Consider the following 19,276-nt stretch of genomic DNA (forward strand, 5'->3'; position numbering starts at 1 on the left):
TGATTAGCGAGTGCGAATGATGAAGGTAACGTAGCCTGTTGATGTAGGTGCAGGCTTATAATCGTTGGTCTTACTAAACGATAGCCGTTCTACTGATTGTCGGTATACCCTCTCTACTTCCGGAGAAACGGTACTTGAAACCACATCGATTCTGGATAGGTAACCTTCATCGTCAATGACAATTTTGTAAACAATCTTTCCTGACTCGTCGGATTTATCATCCGGTTTGGGTTTATAATCCCAAACCCATCCAGCCATGTTTAAAGAGGCTCCATCAGCACTTCCCTGACTGCCATAAAGTGACCTTCCATCAATCGTGCCTTCTTCTTTCCCCTGATCACCCTTCGAATTGGTATTGGTTCCCTGAGAGGCATTAGGATGGCCATCTTTTGCCCCCGACATCAAGGCCTGAGGGTTAATTTTTGGTTCTTCTTTGACCGGTTCCGTTTTATCTTCCTTCGGTTTCTCTTCAACTTTAGGAACAGGATTAGGTTCCACCTTCGTCTCTTCTACTACATCGGGACTTATATTGTCTTCAAAGACCTGTTCCGCTTCGACAGACTCGGTGGGTACTGCATCGGATGACTCTTCAACAGGTTCGGGCTCCACTTCATCAGGCTGTTCTTCTGATATTTCTTCAACCTGCTCGGCTTCCTGACCGGATACCGGCTCAGCACCACTCCCCACCTCCTGAAATCCGAAATTCAGTTCAATACCATAGGTAGGTATGGGTGGGTCTGGTTCTCTCCAGGCAATCAGGAAATAAAACAGCACAAGCATGACTATCTGTACCAGAATTGATACCAGCCACCCTGTTCGTTTATATTTCTGTTCCTGATCCACTTATTTATCAGGTTTAGTTGCGATTGAAACTTTTGCTTCCAAAGCCGTAGCAATCCCCGCTACTTTCACGACATTTTCTACAGGCACCTTGCTATCGCAGTGTAGAACTACCACGCCCTCTTTACCGGCAAACTCATTCCTCAAAACTCCTTCCAGTTCATTGACGCCCACCTTTTTGTCATTAACAAAGTATTTAAGGTCTTTGGTAATCGTGACGCTTACCTTTTGCATGACAATCTCTGAACTCTTGCTGCTTGGGAGGTTTACGGAAAGTCCACTAGGCGTAATGAATGACGACGTAAGCATGAAAAAGATCAGCAATAGAAAGATCACATCCGTCATTGACGACATGCTGAAAGCGGCTTCAACTTTATGCTTGGGCTTCAGATTCATTTTTGTGGTTCTTGAAGTAGATCTACGAATTCAATGGCATTATATTCCATCGTATGGATCAATTTGGATACCCTTGAAACAAGGTAGTTGTAACCCAGGTAAGCGAGAATACCCACAAAAAGACCCGCTGCGGTAGTGACCATAGCCTCATAAATTCCGCTTGAAAGCAATTTTGGACTTACAGCCCCTTCTTCCTGCGCTATGGCAATGAAAGCCTGTATCATCCCCGTTACTGTACCAAGGAAACCTATCATCGGTGCTGCACCGGATATAGTGGCCAACGAGCTTAGGTTTTTCTCCAATCGGTAAATCTCTATTTTCCCGATGTTCTCAATGCTTACCTCAATATTTTTTAATGACGAGCCGATACGGCTGATCCCCTTTTCGATCATACGTGCCACTGGTGTATCTGTTTCAACACATAACAGCCGTGCGCCCTGTACATCACCCCCAATTACCTTACTTCTAATCTGACTTTTAAAATCCGATGGTGTCTGAGATGCCGACTTAATGACCAAAAGACGCTCAACGAATATATAAATCGCTATAATCCATAAAATGAGAATAGGCACCATCATATAGCCCCCATTCATGAGCAACTCAAGAACCGAAACGGTTTCCAGGTTTTCCTCAACAGCAATTTGTAATAGCATATAGTTTATTGAAATGGCTTTAAAAAAAATATCGTTTAACCCCGCGCAAAATTAACGCCAGATTAAACGATACATTACTAAGATGGTTCAGATTAATATCTTAAAGCCCAAACATCCGGGCCAAACTCGGCTTGATAGGTTCCGAGGTTATCTCTTGCGTCACCAAAAGTATCAAACTCAGCAATTGCCACACGATAAAATCGATGCTCTTTGAAAGGTGGGATCACATAAGGGCTTTTACCTTGTCCGGACAGTTCATTTGCAAAGTCATCAGCCATATCACCATCAAAGAAACTTCCAACCACAACATAAGATTTTCCTGTTTGGCTTGAAAGCTTAGTGATTTCTCCGGCAGCTACAGCATTGGCAGTTGCCGCTGGTTTACTTACAGGCTTGCTTTCCGGTTTAACCTCTTTTTTAGGTTCCTCCTTTGCAGGAGGCACTTCAGAAGTAGTCTCTTCCCCTCCTTCAGCTCCAGCCACAACTTCAGTTTCAGCCTTGGCCGCTTCCTCTTCTTTCTTTACTGGCTCCTCTTTTGGCTCTTCTTTCTTAGCAACTGGCTTAGAAGAAAGATTTCCAGAGTCATATAATATGTAGAATACAGCACCAACAATTAAAAAAAGTAACGTTCCAATGACAACTGTCCTTGTGAAATTACCTTTTTTAGGAGCTTCCTCTGCTCCATAAGAAGAGGTTGCTGTAAAATCATCTGTTTCCTGCTCAACAAACTCATCCTTCGGTTCATCGATACCGGCATAAAAATCATCCTCCTCACCTGATACAGTAGTCTCTTCGTCGTCGGCTCCGAAAACAGAACCTCCTACCTCATCAGCTTGTGGCTCCTCTGCTGGTTCACTTTCACCCAGGTCTGCCCCGAAATCCTCAAATGACTCCTCTTCATAAAAGGATTCATCAAAGTTCCCGGATTTCATTTCATCTTCTAACTCTGACTCCAACTCCTTCTCCCAATCCTCATCGAGCCCAATATCATCAGAGGCTTCAAAAGATTCGCCCTCATCCACAGCTTCGATTTCCTCATCTGCTGTAGGCTCGGGCGCTTCTTCTTCCGTTGATTCTTCTTCTTCGATATCAGAAAATGCTTCCTCTGGATCTATATCCAGCTCCTCATCTGCTTCTTCTTCTAATTCGTCGTAGTCAAGATCTGGTAAACCGAAATCATCATCATCATCAAATTGATTCTTCTTTTCTTCTTCCGGATCCTCGTTTTTATCTTTCTTGTTGGCCATTCGATTAGAGTTAGTATAAACCAATTTAACAAAATCTTCAAAAATCAAAAACTTGAAGACTTGCCTCCTGCGAATATGGGGACTAAAAATGGAAAATAAAACCGATTTTAACAGTCATACCTCTCGATGGGTAATTTGCGTACCTCATATAACGCTGATTAAAGATGTTGTTTAAAGTAAAGAAAGCATCTACCTGATCTACAATATCATATTTCAAGTCCAATCCCATATCAACGATTGGATCCAATTTAACAAACGATGAAGCCAGTACCGGGTCGTTGTTCAAGTTGGTATAAGGTGCCTTAATCCCGGCAAGAGATGTGATTCTCATTTTTGCTGTCAGCCCTTTTACAAAAGTATTTTCCACCCCAAACTCAATTTTTCTATGTGGCATGAACCAGGCTATTGGCTCGGAATCTTTATCATATCCATAGAGCGCGATCGACAAGGATACCGAGGTATGACCATAGAGACTGTAAACCCCCTTTCCTCCCATTTCAAATCTTCCAAAATTCGGATCGAAAACCGCGGTGAATCTGGAAGTATCATTTTTTGAATGTTTGAAAAGTAATTGGTGCTTTACAACCTCGTAGCCAATGAAACCCTGAACCCAAAACTGATCCAATACCTGAATATTTACTTTACCCGAAATATCCAGAGGTACATTCGTGTTGATCAGGGCCAACGAATCCTCAAGGTACCGATTTTGGTCATAAACGGAGCCTAAAGTATTGGTCATCAAGTCCCCTCTCACCTCTCCGATTACGGTAATTTGGTCATTAACATCAAATTGAGCCATTAAATCCGGATAGAAGTAAGAATTAGAAGCCGAATCCTTTGAGAAACCAAATCCTACACCCAATTCCGTTTTCAGGATTCCAAAGTCTTTAGTTACGCCCGGTCGGATCAATATCGCTGACCGCCTGAAGCTCTCTCCACTTTTATAATTGGCAAAAGAGGAATTGGCCTTAACCCCAAAAGAAAGATCATTCTCAAATTCATAAGAGATCTTGCCATCAAGAGAAAATTCATTGTCGGCGTTAAAGGAATTACTACCCTTAATTCTCATTCCATATCGGCTAAGGGAGGGTGTGACAGCAGCATTGAATCCCTTATCGCTTATAGTTTCAACCGTAGTCCCTATTCTGAATTCCTGAAAAAGCGCTATGTCCTGATAATACCGATCAACCAGTGCAGTCGGGGAAAGCTCATAAGCCTCATGGTCATATCCATAATAGTAGAAACCTTCTCGCTCATAATTTAAAATTGGAGACAGTTTCAAATACCTTGTAATGTAGTCCCCATCCAGTTTGAATTGATTTTGAGCAAACGCACTTGACTTACCTCTGACAGGTCCTTTTGCAAAGCTTTCATGTCGAAACCAGAAACCGATATTATTTCTGCGATCAGCTATTCCTGCATAAGCTTCCAGCAGGGGCGACAAGTAATTTCCAAAGCCTACCTTTACATAATTATTAAAGAAGTCTTCCTCAGACCGAAAGACCACCGGTTTCGGCTCAAACTTTGGTTTGAAAGTCTCACTTTTATAAGAGGGCTCGTTGACATCAAAATCGACCTGCTCGGTACCGTTTTTTTCTAATGGTGTCACCTGGCTTCGTTCATATAGTCGGTTGGCCTTTGGTAATTCCAGTGGTTTATCTTTTTCAATAATCACCTGGACATCCTCGATTTCACCCTGAGCATCGGTCTGGTCCTGTGCGATTACCTCTCCAACCAAAAAACCTGTCAATAAGAAAAAAGCTATTTGAATAATTCTCATCTTACCTGGCATTTGGGTTAACAGTTTCAACAGAATCTTTCTCAATCACTTCATCTTCCGACATCTCAATTTGTCTAAGCTTCTTTTTCGCCTCCTGGACGATTCTTTCATCCTGAGCATTTTCAATAATGGAATTAAGGGTTGCTTTGGCCTGTAGCAACTCATCAGTGGCAATGTAATTATCAGCGATGAGTAAAAAGGATCTACCGATCCACTCCGGGTAAGACCCATAATTCTTGTTCAGGTCAAACAAAGTCTCCAGGGAAGGCCCGTACTGTTTCTTTTGATAATAGGCTTTTGCCACATAATACTTCGCCTCAGCGCTAGTAGCATCTATTGGACCATTCAGTACCTTAATAAACTCATCCGTACTAAGAGAATATTCACCTTGAAAGAAAAGAGCTTTCCCTTTGGTCAAATAGACCCCTTCTGCTACTCCTGGAGGTAACCAGTCGGCATTTAGAATCAGATCAGCATAATACACCACACTATCAAGGTTGTTTTTTGCAAAATGCATTTTCATTAATCCTTCACGAGCCAGGAATACTTCCTTTCGATTAGAGGATATGGACAACAATTGTTGGTAGTTCTTTGCCGCTTCATCCAGATCACCCAATATCAGAAGTGACTTGCCGCGTTTATCCAGGCACCTGGATCTGTAGGAATTGTTTGTGGAAGTCAGCTTTGAAAATTCCTTCGCGGCATTGCTCCAATCTTCAATTCGATAGTAACTATCTGCAAGGAAGTATTGGGCATCAACCTGAAAACTGCTCGTAGCGTACTTATTTAAAAAGGACTTAAAAGAGATGATTGCTCCGGGATAGTCCTGGGCATAATACTTGGTCTTGGAACCCTCAAAAGTCAGCACCTCCAGACTGCTATCATCCGGATTGGCCTGTTCGTATTCACTCATGTACTGATCGAGGCCAGGAGTGGATAAACCTCGTTTATTCAGTTCCTGAAAACCGAGCAAAGCATCATTCGCTACCTGGTGGCTGATATGATGATCCAAAATCCACCGGTAATCACTCAGCGCTGCTTCATTTTGATTGAGATTGAGATAACATAATGCCCTTTTGTTATATGCAAAAGGAATCAAAGAGCTCTCAGGAAATCCTCCGATCAGACGATCAAGTTCCCCAACTGCATTACTAAATTTCGCTTCTGTGATGTAGGTTTCGGCTGACTGGAAGATGGCGTTATCCTTGTATTCCGACTTCCCTGAAAAATTGATTACTGATCTGAAAGACTGTCTCGCTTTGTCGTAGTCAGCATTCAGCGCATAGGTCAATCCTAGTTGATAATTGATATAATCTTTGGTGACTCTTGTATCATTCAGTAGTCCCTGATAATTTCTAATTGCCTGAGAATAATCCTTTTGAACGAAATAACAATCAGCCAGCCTTAGTTTAGCATCAGCATAAAACTTATGATCTGAAGGAATCACCTGAACAAAGGACTTGAAATAGTTCGTGGCTTCAGCGTACTTCTTTTCATTATACGCCAAATAACCCAGTCCGTAGGTAGATAGTATGGACCATTTTGAACCTGACCCCAGCCCCCTACAATTTACGTATGCCTGTTTGGCTCCTGCGATATCTCCAACCATGGATTTTGCCTCTCCATTTAGGTAATATGCTTGAAGAGTGATCTCAGGATTGACTTTAAATGACAACGATTTATTAAAGAAAGATATGGCATTGGAAAAGTCCGAGTCATTGAAGAGTTGCTGCCCTTTTAGCAGGCAAATTCTTTGGTACGACTCCATGATGATCGGTGATCGCTTGCCCAGGCCTTCGATATAACTAAGGGCCCTGTCATAATCCGAAGTATGCAGATAAGCCTGTGTCAGAATTTCAGCACTTTCGATAGACCACGGACTATTCGGATAGGTGGCATTGAAATTCTGTAACGCCATTATTGCATCTGAATACTGCCCTGTGGTATAACCGATCTTTCCAACCAGGAATGTCGATTCTTCAACTAATTTGGGATCACCACCTTCTATTCCCTTCACGGTCTGAAAGGCGCTGAGTGCGTATTTATAATTACCACGCTTAACATAAAGCTGGCCCAGGTAATAGCTACTTGCCTGTCCTAAACCATCCTCGTTTAGCGCTGCCAACTTAAAGGCATCTATTGCCTGTTGATCCTTTTGTGTTTTATAATAACTGTAACCCAGTTTAAAATAACCGTCAACATCCATCTTATTGGATGAGAGCTCCAGATGCTTTTGTAAATATTTAGCAGCACCAGAGTATTCCTTTTTTAGATAATAGGCCTCACCCATCAGACGGTAGAGTGTTTTGTTAAGGTCTGTGGGCTTATCCGACAACTTTGGAGCGGCATACCTGATCAATTCGTCATATTGTCCGGTCTGGAAATAGATATTGGCAATCAGCTCCTGAACCAGAGGCCAGTCACTTTTATCCGCCCCTTCCAGAACGTTCAGAGCAGCCTCGTAATCCCCTTCATTTGAATAGATCAGTCCGGAATAATAAACCGCTTCTTCGTAGTAATCTTTCTGATAATAAGTGACTTGTGTGAAATCCTTAACAGCTTGCTTGTTATTACCAAGTTGCATTTGAGCATACCCTCTCTTGAAGGTCATTTCTAATAACTCCGATGTGGATAGCAAGTCCGTTGATACACGTGCATAATGTAAGGCCGCCTGCTTGTACTCCTCTTTTGCGAATTCAATATTTCCTAGCTGCAGATTAGCCTCGGAACTTAAAGGATGATTCCTATTGCTTTCAGCAAAGTCCTTCAAAGCCTTGCCTCCCGCGGATTCACCTTCTTTCAGGTTGGCCATGGCCAGGTAGAAATTCGCCTCCGGTTTTATTTGATTTTCATTACCGAGAGTTACGTACTCTTTTAGCAAAAGAACAGCCGTCTTATAGGAGCCCTCTTCATACGCAGCTAACCCATTTTGATATAGGTCATCACCCGCCTGCTCTCGAATAAGCGATTGAGATTGAACAGAAATCACCTGAAAGGCAAAAAGGATGCAGCATCCTAAAACTCTTAACATACACTCTGTTACTTTGACTTGTTGCATGAACGATGAAACAGCAGAAAAGATTTTAATGAAGCAGGTTAAACATTAACTCAATCAAAATATCTCCCTCCTTCATGGAAGCTGAACCGATACCCTTAGATTGAAGATCCGCCTTATGAATAGCCTGGATATTTTTTACGACGGTTGGTAATGGAAAATTCCGTGCTGCCTGCAAATATTCCCCCGCAAAAAATGGATTCACCCCAATAAGCCTTGCCGCTTCATTTTTATCTCTGGCACCATTCTGATGCAGGATTAACAGCTTAACAAAGTACTGATAAAGGTTTGAGATGATTAAAACCAGCGGATTAGCAGATGGGTTAGCAGCAAAGAATTTAACTATCTGATAGGCCTTCGTTTCATTTCTAAGTGATAAGGCTTTCTGCAGTTCGAAAACGTTGTAATCCTTACTGATACCTACAAACTTCTGCACTGCAGCATCGTCGATTGGTTCGCCATCCTTTACATTCAAACTGAGCTTATCTATTTCGTTAGCTAAACGCTGAAGGTTGTTACCAATATTTTCACACAAGATCATCACGGCCTTATCCGTCACCTTAGCACTCTTCGCACCTGCATAGGCCTGCACCCATGCGGGCAATTGATTATCGTAAATTTTCTTGGAATCAATAAAGACCGCTTGCTTGGCCAACACCTTCGCCACTTTCGTTCTCTTGTCCAGCGACTTATATTTATGAGCAAGCACCAGGATGGTTGATGGTAGCGGATTCTCCAAATAGGCCATTAGCAGGTTTTGAGTATCCTCTTTTTTCCAATCTTTGATCTCCTGTGCTTCTTTGATGATCACAACCTGTCGCTCACCCATCATCGGGTACTTTCTTGCAACGTTGAGGACATCCGTGAAGCTCACTTCTTTACCATAAAGCACATATTGATTAAATCCTTTCTGGGACTCATCGAGGGCATTTTCCTCAATATTCTCTACAATGTTATCGATGAAAAAAGGTTCATCTCCCTGAAGGAAATAGATAGGAGCATATACGCCTTTTTGAAGGTCTTTGATGACCTCATTGTACTCTGCCATGCAACAAAAATATACGAAAGTTTGTATCCATTGCAGGATAAGAAATCAAACCGGTCAACTATCCACTTCTGCGACACACAAAATTTAAAATAAGGCCTTTCTTTTCTGTCAAGGCTTCTATTTTTGCGCATCAAATACAAACAGAGACTGATGAAAGATTTTGTAGCGGAACTGAAATGGAGAGGCATGATTCACGATGTAATGCCTGGAACAGATGAGCACCTGATGGAAAGCATGCGTGCTGCCTATGTGGGTATCGATCCTACTGCAGACTCTTTACATATCGGTCACCTGGTGAGCGTGATGATGTTAAAGCATTTTCAGGAATGCGGACATAAGCCTTATGCCCTCGTTGGGGGTGCTACGGGTATGATTGGAGACCCTTCAGGAAAATCCAATGAGCGTAACCTTCTTGACGAAGCTACTTTGAGACATAATCAGGATGCTCTTAAAGAGCAGCTTTCAAGGTTTCTTGATTTTGATTCTGATGCTCCCAATGCTGCCAAGCTGGTCAATAACTATGACTGGATGAAGGAGTTCTCATTCCTTTCCTTCATCAGAGATGTGGGTAAGCATATCACAGTCAACTACATGATGGCCAAAGACTCTGTAAAAAAGCGTCTCTCGTCTGAATCTGCTGAGGGAATGAGTTTTACAGAATTCACTTACCAGCTAGTACAAGGTTATGACTTCCTTCATTTATACCAGGAAGCTGATTGTACGCTACAGATGGGTGGAAGTGACCAGTGGGGAAATATTACCACCGGAACTGAACTGATCAGAAGAATTGGTGGTGGTAAAGCTTTCGCACTGACTTGTCCGCTCATCACTAAGGCTGACGGAACCAAATTCGGAAAAACAGAAGGCGGCAATGTATGGCTGGATGCCGAAAGAACATCACCATACCAGTTTTATCAGTACTGGCTCAACACCTCTGATGAGGATGCAGAGAAATACATCAAAATCTTCACCTTTCTGAAACAGGATGAAATTGAAGGTCTAATTGCTGAACACAGAGAGGCACCTCATGCCCGTGCGCTTCAAAGGAGATTAGCGGAAGAGATAACAATAATGGTCCACTCTAAAGAGGATCTTGACATGGCAATGAAAGCCTCTGATATCCTGTTTGGGAAATCTACTACAGAAGACCTTGCTGCAATTAATGAAAAGACCTTGCTGCAAGTATTTGAAGGTGTTCCTCAGGTGGAAATCAGTAAATCTACTTTGAATGCGGTTACTAACGTCACAGATCTACTAAGTGAGGTGACTGAAGGCATCATTTTTCCTTCAAAAGGTGAGGCAAGGAAAATGATAAAAGGTGGCGGAGTAAGCATTAATAAAGGAAAAATAACTGATCCTAATGCGGAGGTGGCGTTTGACCTGTTGCAGGACAAATATCTTCTGGCGCAAAAAGGAAAGAAGAACTACTACCTGATTAAAGTCAATTAATCAGGGATCACCTAACACTGATTCCGAAGGTGGCAGTGGTAACCTGGTAATCCTGCACCGTGTGGGCAACGCTCAGGGTGAATACAGCTAATTTTAATGTCAAACCGGCTGTGAAGTTCAGGCTGCTATTACCGTTTTTTAGATCTATTGGGTCTTCCGGAATTGGATCGTACTGACTATCCACCGGATAGGATCCGAGTATCTGTATGCGTGAACCGGATCTGGAGTATCCAAAACCACCAAATACAGTCAGTACCTCCACATATTTTTTCGATGCGATCATCTGTAGATTAATCCCATTCATTTTGAATTCCCCACGATTATCTTCTGTTCCCTCCTGATTGTAACTCAGATCCGTACTCGCGGTCAACCCATTGAAAGCTCCCAGCACCGCAAAGCTGATATCATATACTCTCAACCTGCGAAACCATTGTCCAATATCGTGCTGAATGCCCAGGCCAAACATCGAAACGGAGGTTTCATTAGAAAAATGGAGTTTTGGCAAATACCTAAACTTAAGATCCGTACCTCTAAAAACACCCAACCCTAGTTGTACCATTGGAAGGGGAACTGCATCCACCCCAATCTCTCTTTTAAGGTTGATCATTCCCGGTGGTGACGTGATCCTGGCAAGTACTTCATCATTTTGGTCCTTTATGGTTAACTCAGGTCTTTCATTTTTACTCTGGGGCCCGAAAATCGATGATAATTTCTCATTTTGTCCTGATGAGGTCGTAAGCTTACGGTACTCACTATTTTTAAATAAAAAGGTCTTTTCTGCTCGAGGTATGAAAACTACATTCCCCATGATCGTGATGTCAAAGCCAAGGGGTTGATGAGCTTCTGCGGTATTATACCAACCGGAGGTAAATCCAAAGCCCACCGCCTCAAACAAAGGCCTGGTATAGTGTGAGATATATTTTTGCCCGTCTGTAGCGCCGATTTGCAAATAGGTATCTATTTCACTTTGGCCATGCACCAATTGAATAACTGACAATAAAAGGGATGCGATGATTAAAGATTTGATTGTTTTCATTCGGCATCCAGGTTTACTTCAATAGAAGTGTCGAGAAGAAGAGAAAAATCAAAATGTGAAGGCAGTGTATCGACTTCCCAAATGACACGTACTGTAAGACCTCCATACTCACTTACCTGTGCACTCAACGTATCTAAGGTCTCCTTACTTAGCTCAGCGAGTTCTTCTGATGGTGAAGAAAAGTCGAACGGAATTCTTTCAAATAATAACGTCTCAACCGTGTCAAGAAGCAGCAAACAGGTTACATTCCCCGTAGTTGATAAATTACCACTCCGCGGAGTGTAACGATAAGAAACACTATTGATTTTGTACGATTCAGCATATTTCGTGTATTCCTGCAACCCACCTTCAATGGCAAAATCAAGATCTCTGGGCTCATCTATGAAAGAGAGAAAATCCTGATCAACAGAGAAGTTGAACTCAGCTACTTTGGAGACATCAAATTCTTTGGCTTCTTCTCCACAGGAAATACATAATAGGACGGTAGATAGAAGAGTGACCCATTTCTTCATATCTTCCAATAATTTCTTTTTAAAGCTATACTAATAATATAGCACCTCAAAAGAAAGAGCTCAATGTTTTGACTATAAACTTCTAATTGCTACAATTCATAGAATATTCCTAGCGCCCAGTTTGGACTGGCGAGTATCCTTTTACCCGAAAACGCAAACCCGGCTGAAATTGAAATCCCCAGGCTGTTAGCGAAGGAATAATTAAGTTCAGGCGTATAGGAGAAATATTCTGTATTATTCGAAAAAACACCATTACCTGCGGATGGAGAGGCATCGCCATTATAAAATGACGAAATATTGTAAAGTTTCATGATAGCCGTTAGCGATCCAATGGTATAACCAGCCTCCAGTCCGGCATGAAATTCTTCAGAAAAGTCTCGGGTTCGATTATTTATTCCTACCAGGGCAGACACATAAAAAGGGACAGGATAAAACGAATGGCTGGCATCTAGTTTGAACAGCTGATTAAACTCCCCATCACCTGACATGAGCAAACCGGTATTTCCACCGCTTGTTTCGCCCAGTGGTAAACCAAAGGTGATAGAGCCACTTAGGACAATCGGTCCGCTTTTGATGATACCAAATTTCATTCCCAGGTTAATATCACCAATCGCATTCATTTCGTCTCCTTCCAGTACTATCCCCGATTGTACGAATTGCGCTGACGCAAATGTTGAACGAACGAAAAACGGAGCATAGAGGATCACATTCAGCCGATCTGACACTCCATATTCCATGTAAAGACTGGAAGTGTATAAATTGATTGACCTTGTGAGGTCAACAACGTCCCCATTACTATTGAAATAGGCATTTCCAAAAATGGCATTTTGACCAATCTTAAAAAACCCTTTACCCTTATCATAAGTCCAGCCCCCGCCTGCCTGAGCAACAAAACAATGACTAAGCAAAAGTGTTGTCAGGACCAGAAGGCCTCCTAAATGATTTCCTTTAAAACATATCCGCATGAGACATCGTAATTGCGAATGGTTTACAAAGAATGATCACATAGCGATAACTCGTAAGGGTTATATCAGCCTGAATACTGGTGAGATTGTAGCTCTGTACTCCCGAAAGGTTGTTGGTCAAATCGGCCACAGCCACCCCCTGTGCGAGTGTAACATTGGCGTCCGTAGAATTGGATAAATAAATCCATGGTTCCGGAACACTACTCACCTGGAAATCTACACTAGTGGTTAAAGTTATATCTCCATCTTTTTCCTTGGCCAGCGTTACCATTCCTTCCGTTTGATAATGGTCCGTCGTAAAGCCTTTTGTAATGGACATGTTTCCACCTGCATCCCCAATCGCGAACAACAGCATATTACTTTCTACTGAATCTATAGTTAAAAGCACCATTGCAGAACCTTCGGCTCTGGCTATGGCCTGCCCGCTTTGATCAATTGATAGCACCGACGGATTATTACTTTCCCATCTTAGTGAATCACCGGTATAAGGGTCTCCAAACCCATTTTTAGCATCATAGGTTATCTGAACAGTGTCTCCTACCATTAACATCGTTTTGGATGCCTCGATAACCACCAGGGCTAGATCTTCTGAGGGTTCCGTCACAACTATTGTTATCGCATTACTCATCAAAACATTTTCATTAATATCCAGCGTTTTAGCCATGATAAGTGCCTGACCATTGAAGATCCCGTTAACCAGCCCATCTGAAACCGTGGCTACCGTAGTATCCGAACTTATCCATTCTATATCTGCCATCGACTCCACACCATATTCATCTTTATAGACCGCTTGTAGCTGAGTAGTTTCACCAATCAGAATATTAGTTTCAGAAGCTGAAATAACCAGCGTTTCACCAACAATCGGATCGTCAAACTTCTCTGTGCCCACGCATGAGATCAATACCAAAAAAGGTATTAGCAATGAGCGTTTTCGGGACATGCACATTTTGCATAAGGTCAATATCATTGTATCTGGGGGTTTATTGTCTATGCTATTCTCATTAACAATGATAATGATATGATCAGTTTATGCCTGAGATGGAATGTCAGTATGGTAACATTCCGTGTTAAAATTGTATTAAACAAAAAGCCCTGACCGAGTGGTCAGGGCTTTTTGTTTCTGTGATTGATGATCAAGGGATCATCCTGTATTTCTCATTGCAGACGCAATACCATTGATAGTCAGCATGAGCTGAACCTGGGTAGTTTCTGCTTTAGGATCATTGGCTTTTTTCTGCTTTCTCCATACTTCAAGCAACGCTACTTGACGCTTGTGAAGGTAGTCCAGCAAAGAGGAACGAAGCATATTAGAAAAGTAATGGTTCTTACGTCTCTTTTCTATTCCCTCGCCCAATACATCCATAAGCATTTCACGTGTTAGCTTCAGTTCTGAAAGGAACATTTCACCAAACTTCTTCATGATATCCTCATTGGTAACCAGGGAAATGTACATTTCCATGATCCCTTCATCAGTTGCAGCCAAACTCGTGTCCACGTTGGTCATGACATATCGAATGAATGCATCGTGCTTGATGGCCTTTTTAAATTCGCCATAACCTTCAGGATTCGTATCCTTCAAAGTTTTCAGTGCGGTACCTACTCCGTACCATGAGGTCATGTTAAATCTTGACTGGCTCCATGAGAACACCCATGGAATAGCTCTGAGATCCTCCAAAGTATTTGCACCGGTTCTTTTTGCAGGTCGAGAACCAATTTTACTGGTTTCGATCGCATCGATTGGAGTTGCCTCCCTGAAGAATGGAATAAAACCTTCTTCCCTCATCAAATTCTCATAGTGACGCTTGCTATCTGAAGCGAGTTTTTCGAAAATATCAGCGACCGGATGAGGCTTTCTTTCCGTGAAATTATTTCTTATTGTCTTCTCAGCAGTCGTAGCTACCAATAGCTCGATATTGTATTCAGCATTTACCTTATTGGCATACTTCTGTGCAATGGTCTCCCCTTGTTCGGTAAGTCTCAGCGTACCATCAAGACTGGAATGAGGCAATGAGTTAATAAAGTAGTGGGTCGGACCCGCTCCTCTACTAATTGAACCACCTTTACCATGGAAGAACTGCACCTTAACATCGAACTGACGACCGATTTCATAAAGCTTGGTTTGGGCTTTGAATAAGTGCCACTGACTGGCCATAATCCCACCATCTTTATTACTATCACTATAGCCCACCATGATTTGCTGTAATGGCGACTTTGTTTCTTCTCTGGCCTGAATGTACTTAAGGCTTCGTTCCGTAAATGGATGACTCAAGAACCCTTTCATGATTTCAGGACCATTCTCAAGATCCTCAATGGTCTCTAACAAAGGAACAACCGGAATAACACATACAGGGCCTGCCTCAGTTTGTTTCACCAATCCACCTTCACGTGCCAGCAAGAACACTGCAAGCAGATCCGAAACAGATCTGGTCATACTCACGATGAGTGAACCGATACCATCCGTGCCATATTTAGCCACGTGACTGGCTACTACACGGTAGCATTCCAAAACCGCCGTTGCGTTTTCCCCCAAAGCGGTATTTTCATGCGCAAAAGGTCGGTTAGATTTCAATTCCTGGTTTAGGAATTCCAAACGCTCTTCTTCAGACCAATTGCCAAAGTCTGTCTTTTCTATACCGGCCGCCTCTAACAACTGCTGGATGGCCTTATCATGAAAAGCACTGTTTTGTCTGATATCAACACAGGCAAGATGGAATCCAAATGACTCCACGACCCTGATCACCTCCTGCACATCATCATTGGCAATCGTGATAGAGCCATACTCTCTCAATGCAGACTGTAATAATTTTAAGTCTTCTACCAATCCTTTTGCAACGAGGTAAGATCCCTTATACTCATGGATTTCTGTAGCATGACCTCTTCTGGTATCAACAGGTAATTTAGAATTCACTAATGCTAGAAACTGTCGAAAGGCCTCTCCACGATTTCTGGCATAGGCCTCTTCTCCCCTTGCACCAAGTTCGTTGATCATCTCGAGACAGCGATTTTTGAATTCTGCATTCACCTCGTCCATCTCAGCTGTAAAGCTTAAATGCTTCAACAGGTTGGTAATCTTACGCCTTACCACCACAATCGCATTCAACCTTAAGGTATGGAGCGTTTCATCCGTCACACTGGCAGTTACCAATGGGTGACCATCTCTATCACCACCAACCCAATCACCGAAGCTCAGTTTCGGCCAGGAATTCAGTTCGTATAGCGTCTTTTTATCAAAACCCTGATCTTCCCAGGCCTGAACCATTCTTCTGTCCAGAACAGAGATAACCTCTGGAAATACATTCGTTAGGTAATGGAGAATATTTCTTAGCTCAGAAGCCACGTCCGGCTTTTCAAGGAAGATCTCTCCTGTTTTCCAAAGCCTATATAAGGTTTGCTTAATATTATGGCGAATATTGTCTAGCTCCTTTTTAGTGTACATCTGGTTTTCCATCTGCACGATATAAAGGTATAACTCACGGTGATGTTCAAGTACCGTGGCTCTTTTCGCCTCTGTAGGGTGTGCCGTCAATACCGGCTCCACGTTAATATCTTTTAGACGTACCGCAATATCCCGCTCATCAATCTTGATGTCCTTCAATTTCTTGAAGTTATTGGCCCAAAGACCACTAATTGAAGAAAGATCCTCATCTTCCAATGTACGTCTATGTTGTACCGCTCCATTTACCTCAACCATGTTGACTAGTTGAAATACCAGCGAATACAACTGGATATGTTTTTCTGTTAATTCCTTCTTATCGAGATCAGGGAGATCATTGATCCACGGAATCTCATCAGCCATTTCAGTCTCGCCGTTCTCGATCAATATTTCCCTAAGAGCCTCAAGCAAAAACTTAAGGTCTTTATAAGGTTTTCCAAGAGTATCAATAAGGAGGTTTAAAGTTTTCTGCATCATTCTTCGATATCTAATGAAAAAACAAAAATGTATTATAATTCGCAAAATTTGCAGTCATTAGTTGAGTAATTAGTAAAAAAATATTGGTTTGCTTTTTTTCTACTATAAAGATTTTACTGTGTTAACTTTACCCACTTCATTTAAAATTCCTGAAAATGGATAACAGAAAGTATCTACCTGTTGTAATTACCATCGCGATTGCAATCATCATCATAATTTCAGTTTCAAACAGCTTATTTTTTACAGTTCAGGCGGGTGAACGCGCCGTTATGTTTAGAAAGTTTTCAGGAGGTCTGGATAAAGAAAACGTAATCGGACCTGGATTTAACTTTAAAGCTCCGTGGAACGATGTTTACATCTATGATGTCACTGAAAATCAGATCGAAGAAACCCTGGACGTACTTGATAAAAACGGTCTGAATATTAATGTGGATGTGACAGTAAGATTTCATCCTATGTATGATAGCATTGGCGAGATCTATGAGACTTTTCAGCGGGATTATGTAAGACGATTGGTCGTGCCTGAAGTGAGGTCCACGGTAAGACAAGTGATGGGTAGATTCACCGCGGAAGAGATCTACTCCACCAAGCGTCCTGAAGTAGAAGCAGCTATCAGAACAGAAACCGAAAATATTCTCGGTGCTGCGGGTAACAATATAGAGATGAGAGCTCTTTTGATTCGTTCAATCAAACTTCCTGAGCAAATTCGACTGGCCATTGAAAATAAACTGAAGCAAGAGCAAGAAGCCCTGGCTTACCAGTTTAAACTTGAAAAAGAGAAGAGTGAAGCGGAAAGAAAGCGAATTGCCGCAGAAGGAGAATCAACAGCTAACAAAATCATTAACAGCAGTTTAACTAAGGAACTGTTAAAGATGAGAGGAATTGAGGCTACTCAGGACCTTGCTAATTCTCAAAACACCAAAATCATCGTTATTGGAAACGGTGAAAGCGGCTTACCATTGATTTTGGGAGGAGATTAAAAAACAAATAGAAAAAATTAAGTAATAATACGTAGTTTTGAACTTCATTTCTTAAATACTAAACAACAGATTAAATAAATGTCGGATAAAGCAGAAATCAAGGTCAATGGTTCGTCATACGAACTACCATTGGTCAAAGGCACGGAAGACGAGTTGGCAATCGATATAAGTTCGCTAAGAGCTCAGTCTGGGGTGATCACTATCGACACTGGATTTAAAAACACAGGTTCTACAAAAAGTGCAATTACCTTTCTGGATGGAGAAAAAGGTATTCTTAGGTATAGAGGGTATCCAATTGAGCAGTTAGCGGATCAGTCTACGTTCATAGAGGTAGCCTATCTTTTGATTTATGGTTCTTTGCCTTCTGCTTCAGAACTTTCTGATTTTCAGCAAAAAATCACGACGCATACCCTTGTGCATGAGGATATCAAGAAACTATTGGATGGTTTCCCTTCTACCGCACACCCAATGGGCGTTCTTTCTTCTTTAGTAACATCATTGACGGCTTTCTATCCACAGAGTCTTGATCCTAACAGACCGGAAGAGGAAGTTGAAATGAGCATTATAAGAATTTTGGCTAAAATGCCAACGTTTGCCGCATGGGCATTCAAAAACCAAATGGGGCATCCGGTAAATTACCCGGACAATTCTCTCGACTATTGCTCAAACTTCTTAAAAATGATGTTTGCGCTTCCTACCGAAAAGTTTGAAGCTGACCCGGTAGTCACTGCAGCCCTTGATAAATTATTGATCCTTCATGCCGACCACGAGCAGAACTGCTCTGCGTCAACTGTAAGAATTGTTGGAAGCTCGCAGGCAAGTCTTTACGCTTCTATCTCGGCAGGTATCAATGCGTTGTGGGGCCCTCTTCATGGTGGTGCTAACCAGGCAGTTATTGAGATGCTTGAGAACATCAGAAAAGATGGTGGCGACACTAAAAAATGGATGGCAAAAGCTAAGGATAAAAATGATCCATTCAGATTGATGGGATTTGGTCACAGAGTTTACAAAAACTTTGATCCAAGAGCTAAGATCATCAAAAAAGCGGCTGACGATGTACTAGAAAAGCTTGGTGTGAATGACCCTGTTTTGGATATCGCCAAAGGCCTTGAAAGAGAAGCATTGGAAGATCAGTACTTCGTAGATAGAAAACTATATCCAAACGTAGACTTCTACTCTGGCATCATTTACAAAGCATTGGGTATTCCACCTGAGATGTTTACCGTAATGTTTGCTCTTGGACGTTTACCGGGCTGGATTGCTCAATGGAAAGAAATGAGCGAAAACAAAGAGCCTATCGGAAGACCAAGACAGGTTTACGTTGGAGCGAATTCAAGAGACTACGTTCCAGTCTCTAAGAGATAAGAAAAAAAACATAGCAACGAAAAAGCCCTGACCGATGGTC

The 19,276-nt window shown here is 42.0% G+C and carries 15 protein-coding genes; 3 read left to right on the forward strand and 12 right to left on the reverse strand.

Annotated features, from left to right (window positions below; translation table 11 throughout):
* Nucleotides 1-3: 3 nt before the first annotated feature.
* From NXR94_RS12395 to holA, 7 genes are all read right to left on the reverse strand, one after another.
* Nucleotides 4-843, reverse strand: a complete 840-nt coding sequence (locus tag NXR94_RS12395; RefSeq protein ID WP_258104963.1) for a hypothetical protein — start codon at nt 841-843, stop codon at nt 4-6.
* On the reverse strand, nt 844-1,236 hold the full coding sequence (locus tag NXR94_RS12400) for a biopolymer transporter ExbD (protein WP_258104964.1): 393 nt from the start codon (nt 1,234-1,236) through the stop codon (nt 844-846).
* Nucleotides 1,233-1,889 carry a MotA/TolQ/ExbB proton channel family protein gene (locus tag NXR94_RS12405; RefSeq protein WP_258104965.1) on the reverse strand — a complete coding sequence of 219 codons (657 nt, stop codon included), beginning with the start codon at nt 1,887-1,889 and terminating at the stop codon, nt 1,233-1,235. The genes NXR94_RS12400 and NXR94_RS12405 overlap by 4 nt, the downstream gene beginning before the upstream one ends.
* Before the next feature lie 92 nt (nt 1,890-1,981).
* Complete coding sequence (locus tag NXR94_RS12410) at nt 1,982-3,136, reverse strand: SPOR domain-containing protein (RefSeq protein ID WP_258104966.1); 1,155 nt, start codon at nt 3,134-3,136, stop codon at nt 1,982-1,984.
* An 82-nt stretch (nt 3,137-3,218) separates the two neighbouring features.
* Nucleotides 3,219-4,916: a hypothetical protein gene (locus NXR94_RS12415; protein WP_258104967.1), complete on the reverse strand. Its 1,698-nt coding sequence runs from the start codon at nt 4,914-4,916 to the stop codon at nt 3,219-3,221.
* Nucleotide 4,917: 1 nt separating this feature from the next.
* Nucleotides 4,918-7,947, reverse strand: a complete 3,030-nt coding sequence (locus NXR94_RS12420; protein ID WP_258104968.1) for a tetratricopeptide repeat protein — start codon at nt 7,945-7,947, stop codon at nt 4,918-4,920.
* A 52-nt stretch (nt 7,948-7,999) separates the two neighbouring features.
* A complete protein-coding gene (holA, locus tag NXR94_RS12425) occupies nt 8,000-9,019 on the reverse strand; it encodes a DNA polymerase III subunit delta (RefSeq protein WP_258104969.1) in 1,020 nt (339 codons plus the stop codon).
* A 150-nt stretch (nt 9,020-9,169) separates the two neighbouring features.
* Between holA and tyrS the strand changes: the two genes are divergently transcribed.
* Entirely contained in the window at nt 9,170-10,468 is a 1,299-nt protein-coding gene (tyrS, locus tag NXR94_RS12430) for a tyrosine--tRNA ligase (protein ID WP_258104970.1), read from the forward strand.
* Between the two features lie 7 nt (nt 10,469-10,475).
* Here tyrS and NXR94_RS12435 read toward each other — a convergent pair whose 3' ends face one another.
* The 5 genes from NXR94_RS12435 to NXR94_RS12455 all read right to left on the reverse strand — a co-directional run bounded on the left by NXR94_RS12435 (nt 10,476) and on the right by NXR94_RS12455 (nt 16,891).
* Nucleotides 10,476-11,504, reverse strand: a complete 1,029-nt coding sequence (locus NXR94_RS12435) for a DUF6588 family protein (protein ID WP_258104971.1) — start codon at nt 11,502-11,504, stop codon at nt 10,476-10,478.
* Nucleotides 11,501-12,016: a hypothetical protein gene (locus NXR94_RS12440; RefSeq protein WP_258104972.1), complete on the reverse strand. Its 516-nt coding sequence runs from the start codon at nt 12,014-12,016 to the stop codon at nt 11,501-11,503. The genes NXR94_RS12435 and NXR94_RS12440 overlap by 4 nt, the downstream gene beginning before the upstream one ends.
* A gap of 89 nt (nt 12,017-12,105) precedes the next feature.
* Nucleotides 12,106-12,981, reverse strand: a complete 876-nt coding sequence (locus NXR94_RS12445; RefSeq protein ID WP_258104973.1) for a hypothetical protein — start codon at nt 12,979-12,981, stop codon at nt 12,106-12,108.
* Nucleotides 12,965-13,921: an Ig-like domain-containing protein gene (locus NXR94_RS12450; protein ID WP_258104974.1), complete on the reverse strand. Its 957-nt coding sequence runs from the start codon at nt 13,919-13,921 to the stop codon at nt 12,965-12,967. Before NXR94_RS12450 ends, NXR94_RS12445 begins: the two co-directional genes overlap by 17 nt.
* A 201-nt stretch (nt 13,922-14,122) precedes the next feature.
* A complete protein-coding gene (locus tag NXR94_RS12455; RefSeq protein WP_258104975.1) occupies nt 14,123-16,891 on the reverse strand; it encodes a phosphoenolpyruvate carboxylase in 2,769 nt (922 codons plus the stop codon).
* Between the two features lie 155 nt (nt 16,892-17,046).
* Between NXR94_RS12455 and NXR94_RS12460 the strand changes: the two genes are divergently transcribed.
* On the forward strand, nt 17,047-17,871 hold the full coding sequence (locus NXR94_RS12460; protein ID WP_258104976.1) for a prohibitin family protein: 825 nt from the start codon (nt 17,047-17,049) through the stop codon (nt 17,869-17,871).
* A 78-nt stretch (nt 17,872-17,949) separates the two neighbouring features.
* Nucleotides 17,950-19,236, forward strand: coding sequence for a citrate synthase (locus tag NXR94_RS12465; RefSeq protein WP_258104977.1), 1,287 nt, complete (start codon nt 17,950-17,952; stop codon nt 19,234-19,236).
* Nucleotides 19,237-19,276 lie beyond the last annotated feature (40 nt).

The sequence above is a fragment of the Marinoscillum sp. MHG1-6 genome, assembly GCF_024714475.1.
In the GTDB taxonomy this organism is placed as follows: Bacteria; Bacteroidota; Bacteroidia; order Cytophagales; family Cyclobacteriaceae; genus JAMZMI01.

Excerpts from the sequence above, each read along its gene's own strand:
- NXR94_RS12405 (WP_258104965.1), bottom strand. The coding sequence starts at position 1,889 with ATGCTATTACAAATTGCTGTTGAGGAAAACCTGGAAACCGTTTCGGTT.
- NXR94_RS12455 (WP_258104975.1), bottom strand. The coding sequence starts at position 16,891 with ATGATGCAGAAAACTTTAAACCTCCTTATTGATACTCTTGGAAAACCT.
- NXR94_RS12445 (WP_258104973.1), bottom strand. The coding sequence starts at position 12,981 with ATGCGGATATGTTTTAAAGGAAATCATTTAGGAGGCCTTCTGGTCCTG.
- NXR94_RS12400 (WP_258104964.1), bottom strand. The coding sequence starts at position 1,236 with ATGAATCTGAAGCCCAAGCATAAAGTTGAAGCCGCTTTCAGCATGTCG.
- NXR94_RS12440 (WP_258104972.1), bottom strand. The coding sequence starts at position 12,016 with ATGAAGAAATGGGTCACTCTTCTATCTACCGTCCTATTATGTATTTCC.
- NXR94_RS12420 (WP_258104968.1), bottom strand. The coding sequence starts at position 7,947 with ATGTTAAGAGTTTTAGGATGCTGCATCCTTTTTGCCTTTCAGGTGATT.
- NXR94_RS12460 (WP_258104976.1), top strand. The coding sequence starts at position 17,047 with ATGGATAACAGAAAGTATCTACCTGTTGTAATTACCATCGCGATTGCA.
- NXR94_RS12435 (WP_258104971.1), bottom strand. The coding sequence starts at position 11,504 with ATGAAAACAATCAAATCTTTAATCATCGCATCCCTTTTATTGTCAGTT.
- NXR94_RS12410 (WP_258104966.1), bottom strand. The coding sequence starts at position 3,136 with ATGGCCAACAAGAAAGATAAAAACGAGGATCCGGAAGAAGAAAAGAAG.
- NXR94_RS12450 (WP_258104974.1), bottom strand. The coding sequence starts at position 13,921 with ATGTCCCGAAAACGCTCATTGCTAATACCTTTTTTGGTATTGATCTCA.
- NXR94_RS12415 (WP_258104967.1), bottom strand. The coding sequence starts at position 4,916 with ATGAGAATTATTCAAATAGCTTTTTTCTTATTGACAGGTTTTTTGGTT.
- holA (WP_258104969.1), bottom strand. The coding sequence starts at position 9,019 with ATGGCAGAGTACAATGAGGTCATCAAAGACCTTCAAAAAGGCGTATAT.
- tyrS (WP_258104970.1), top strand. The coding sequence starts at position 9,170 with ATGAAAGATTTTGTAGCGGAACTGAAATGGAGAGGCATGATTCACGAT.
- NXR94_RS12465 (WP_258104977.1), top strand. The coding sequence starts at position 17,950 with ATGTCGGATAAAGCAGAAATCAAGGTCAATGGTTCGTCATACGAACTA.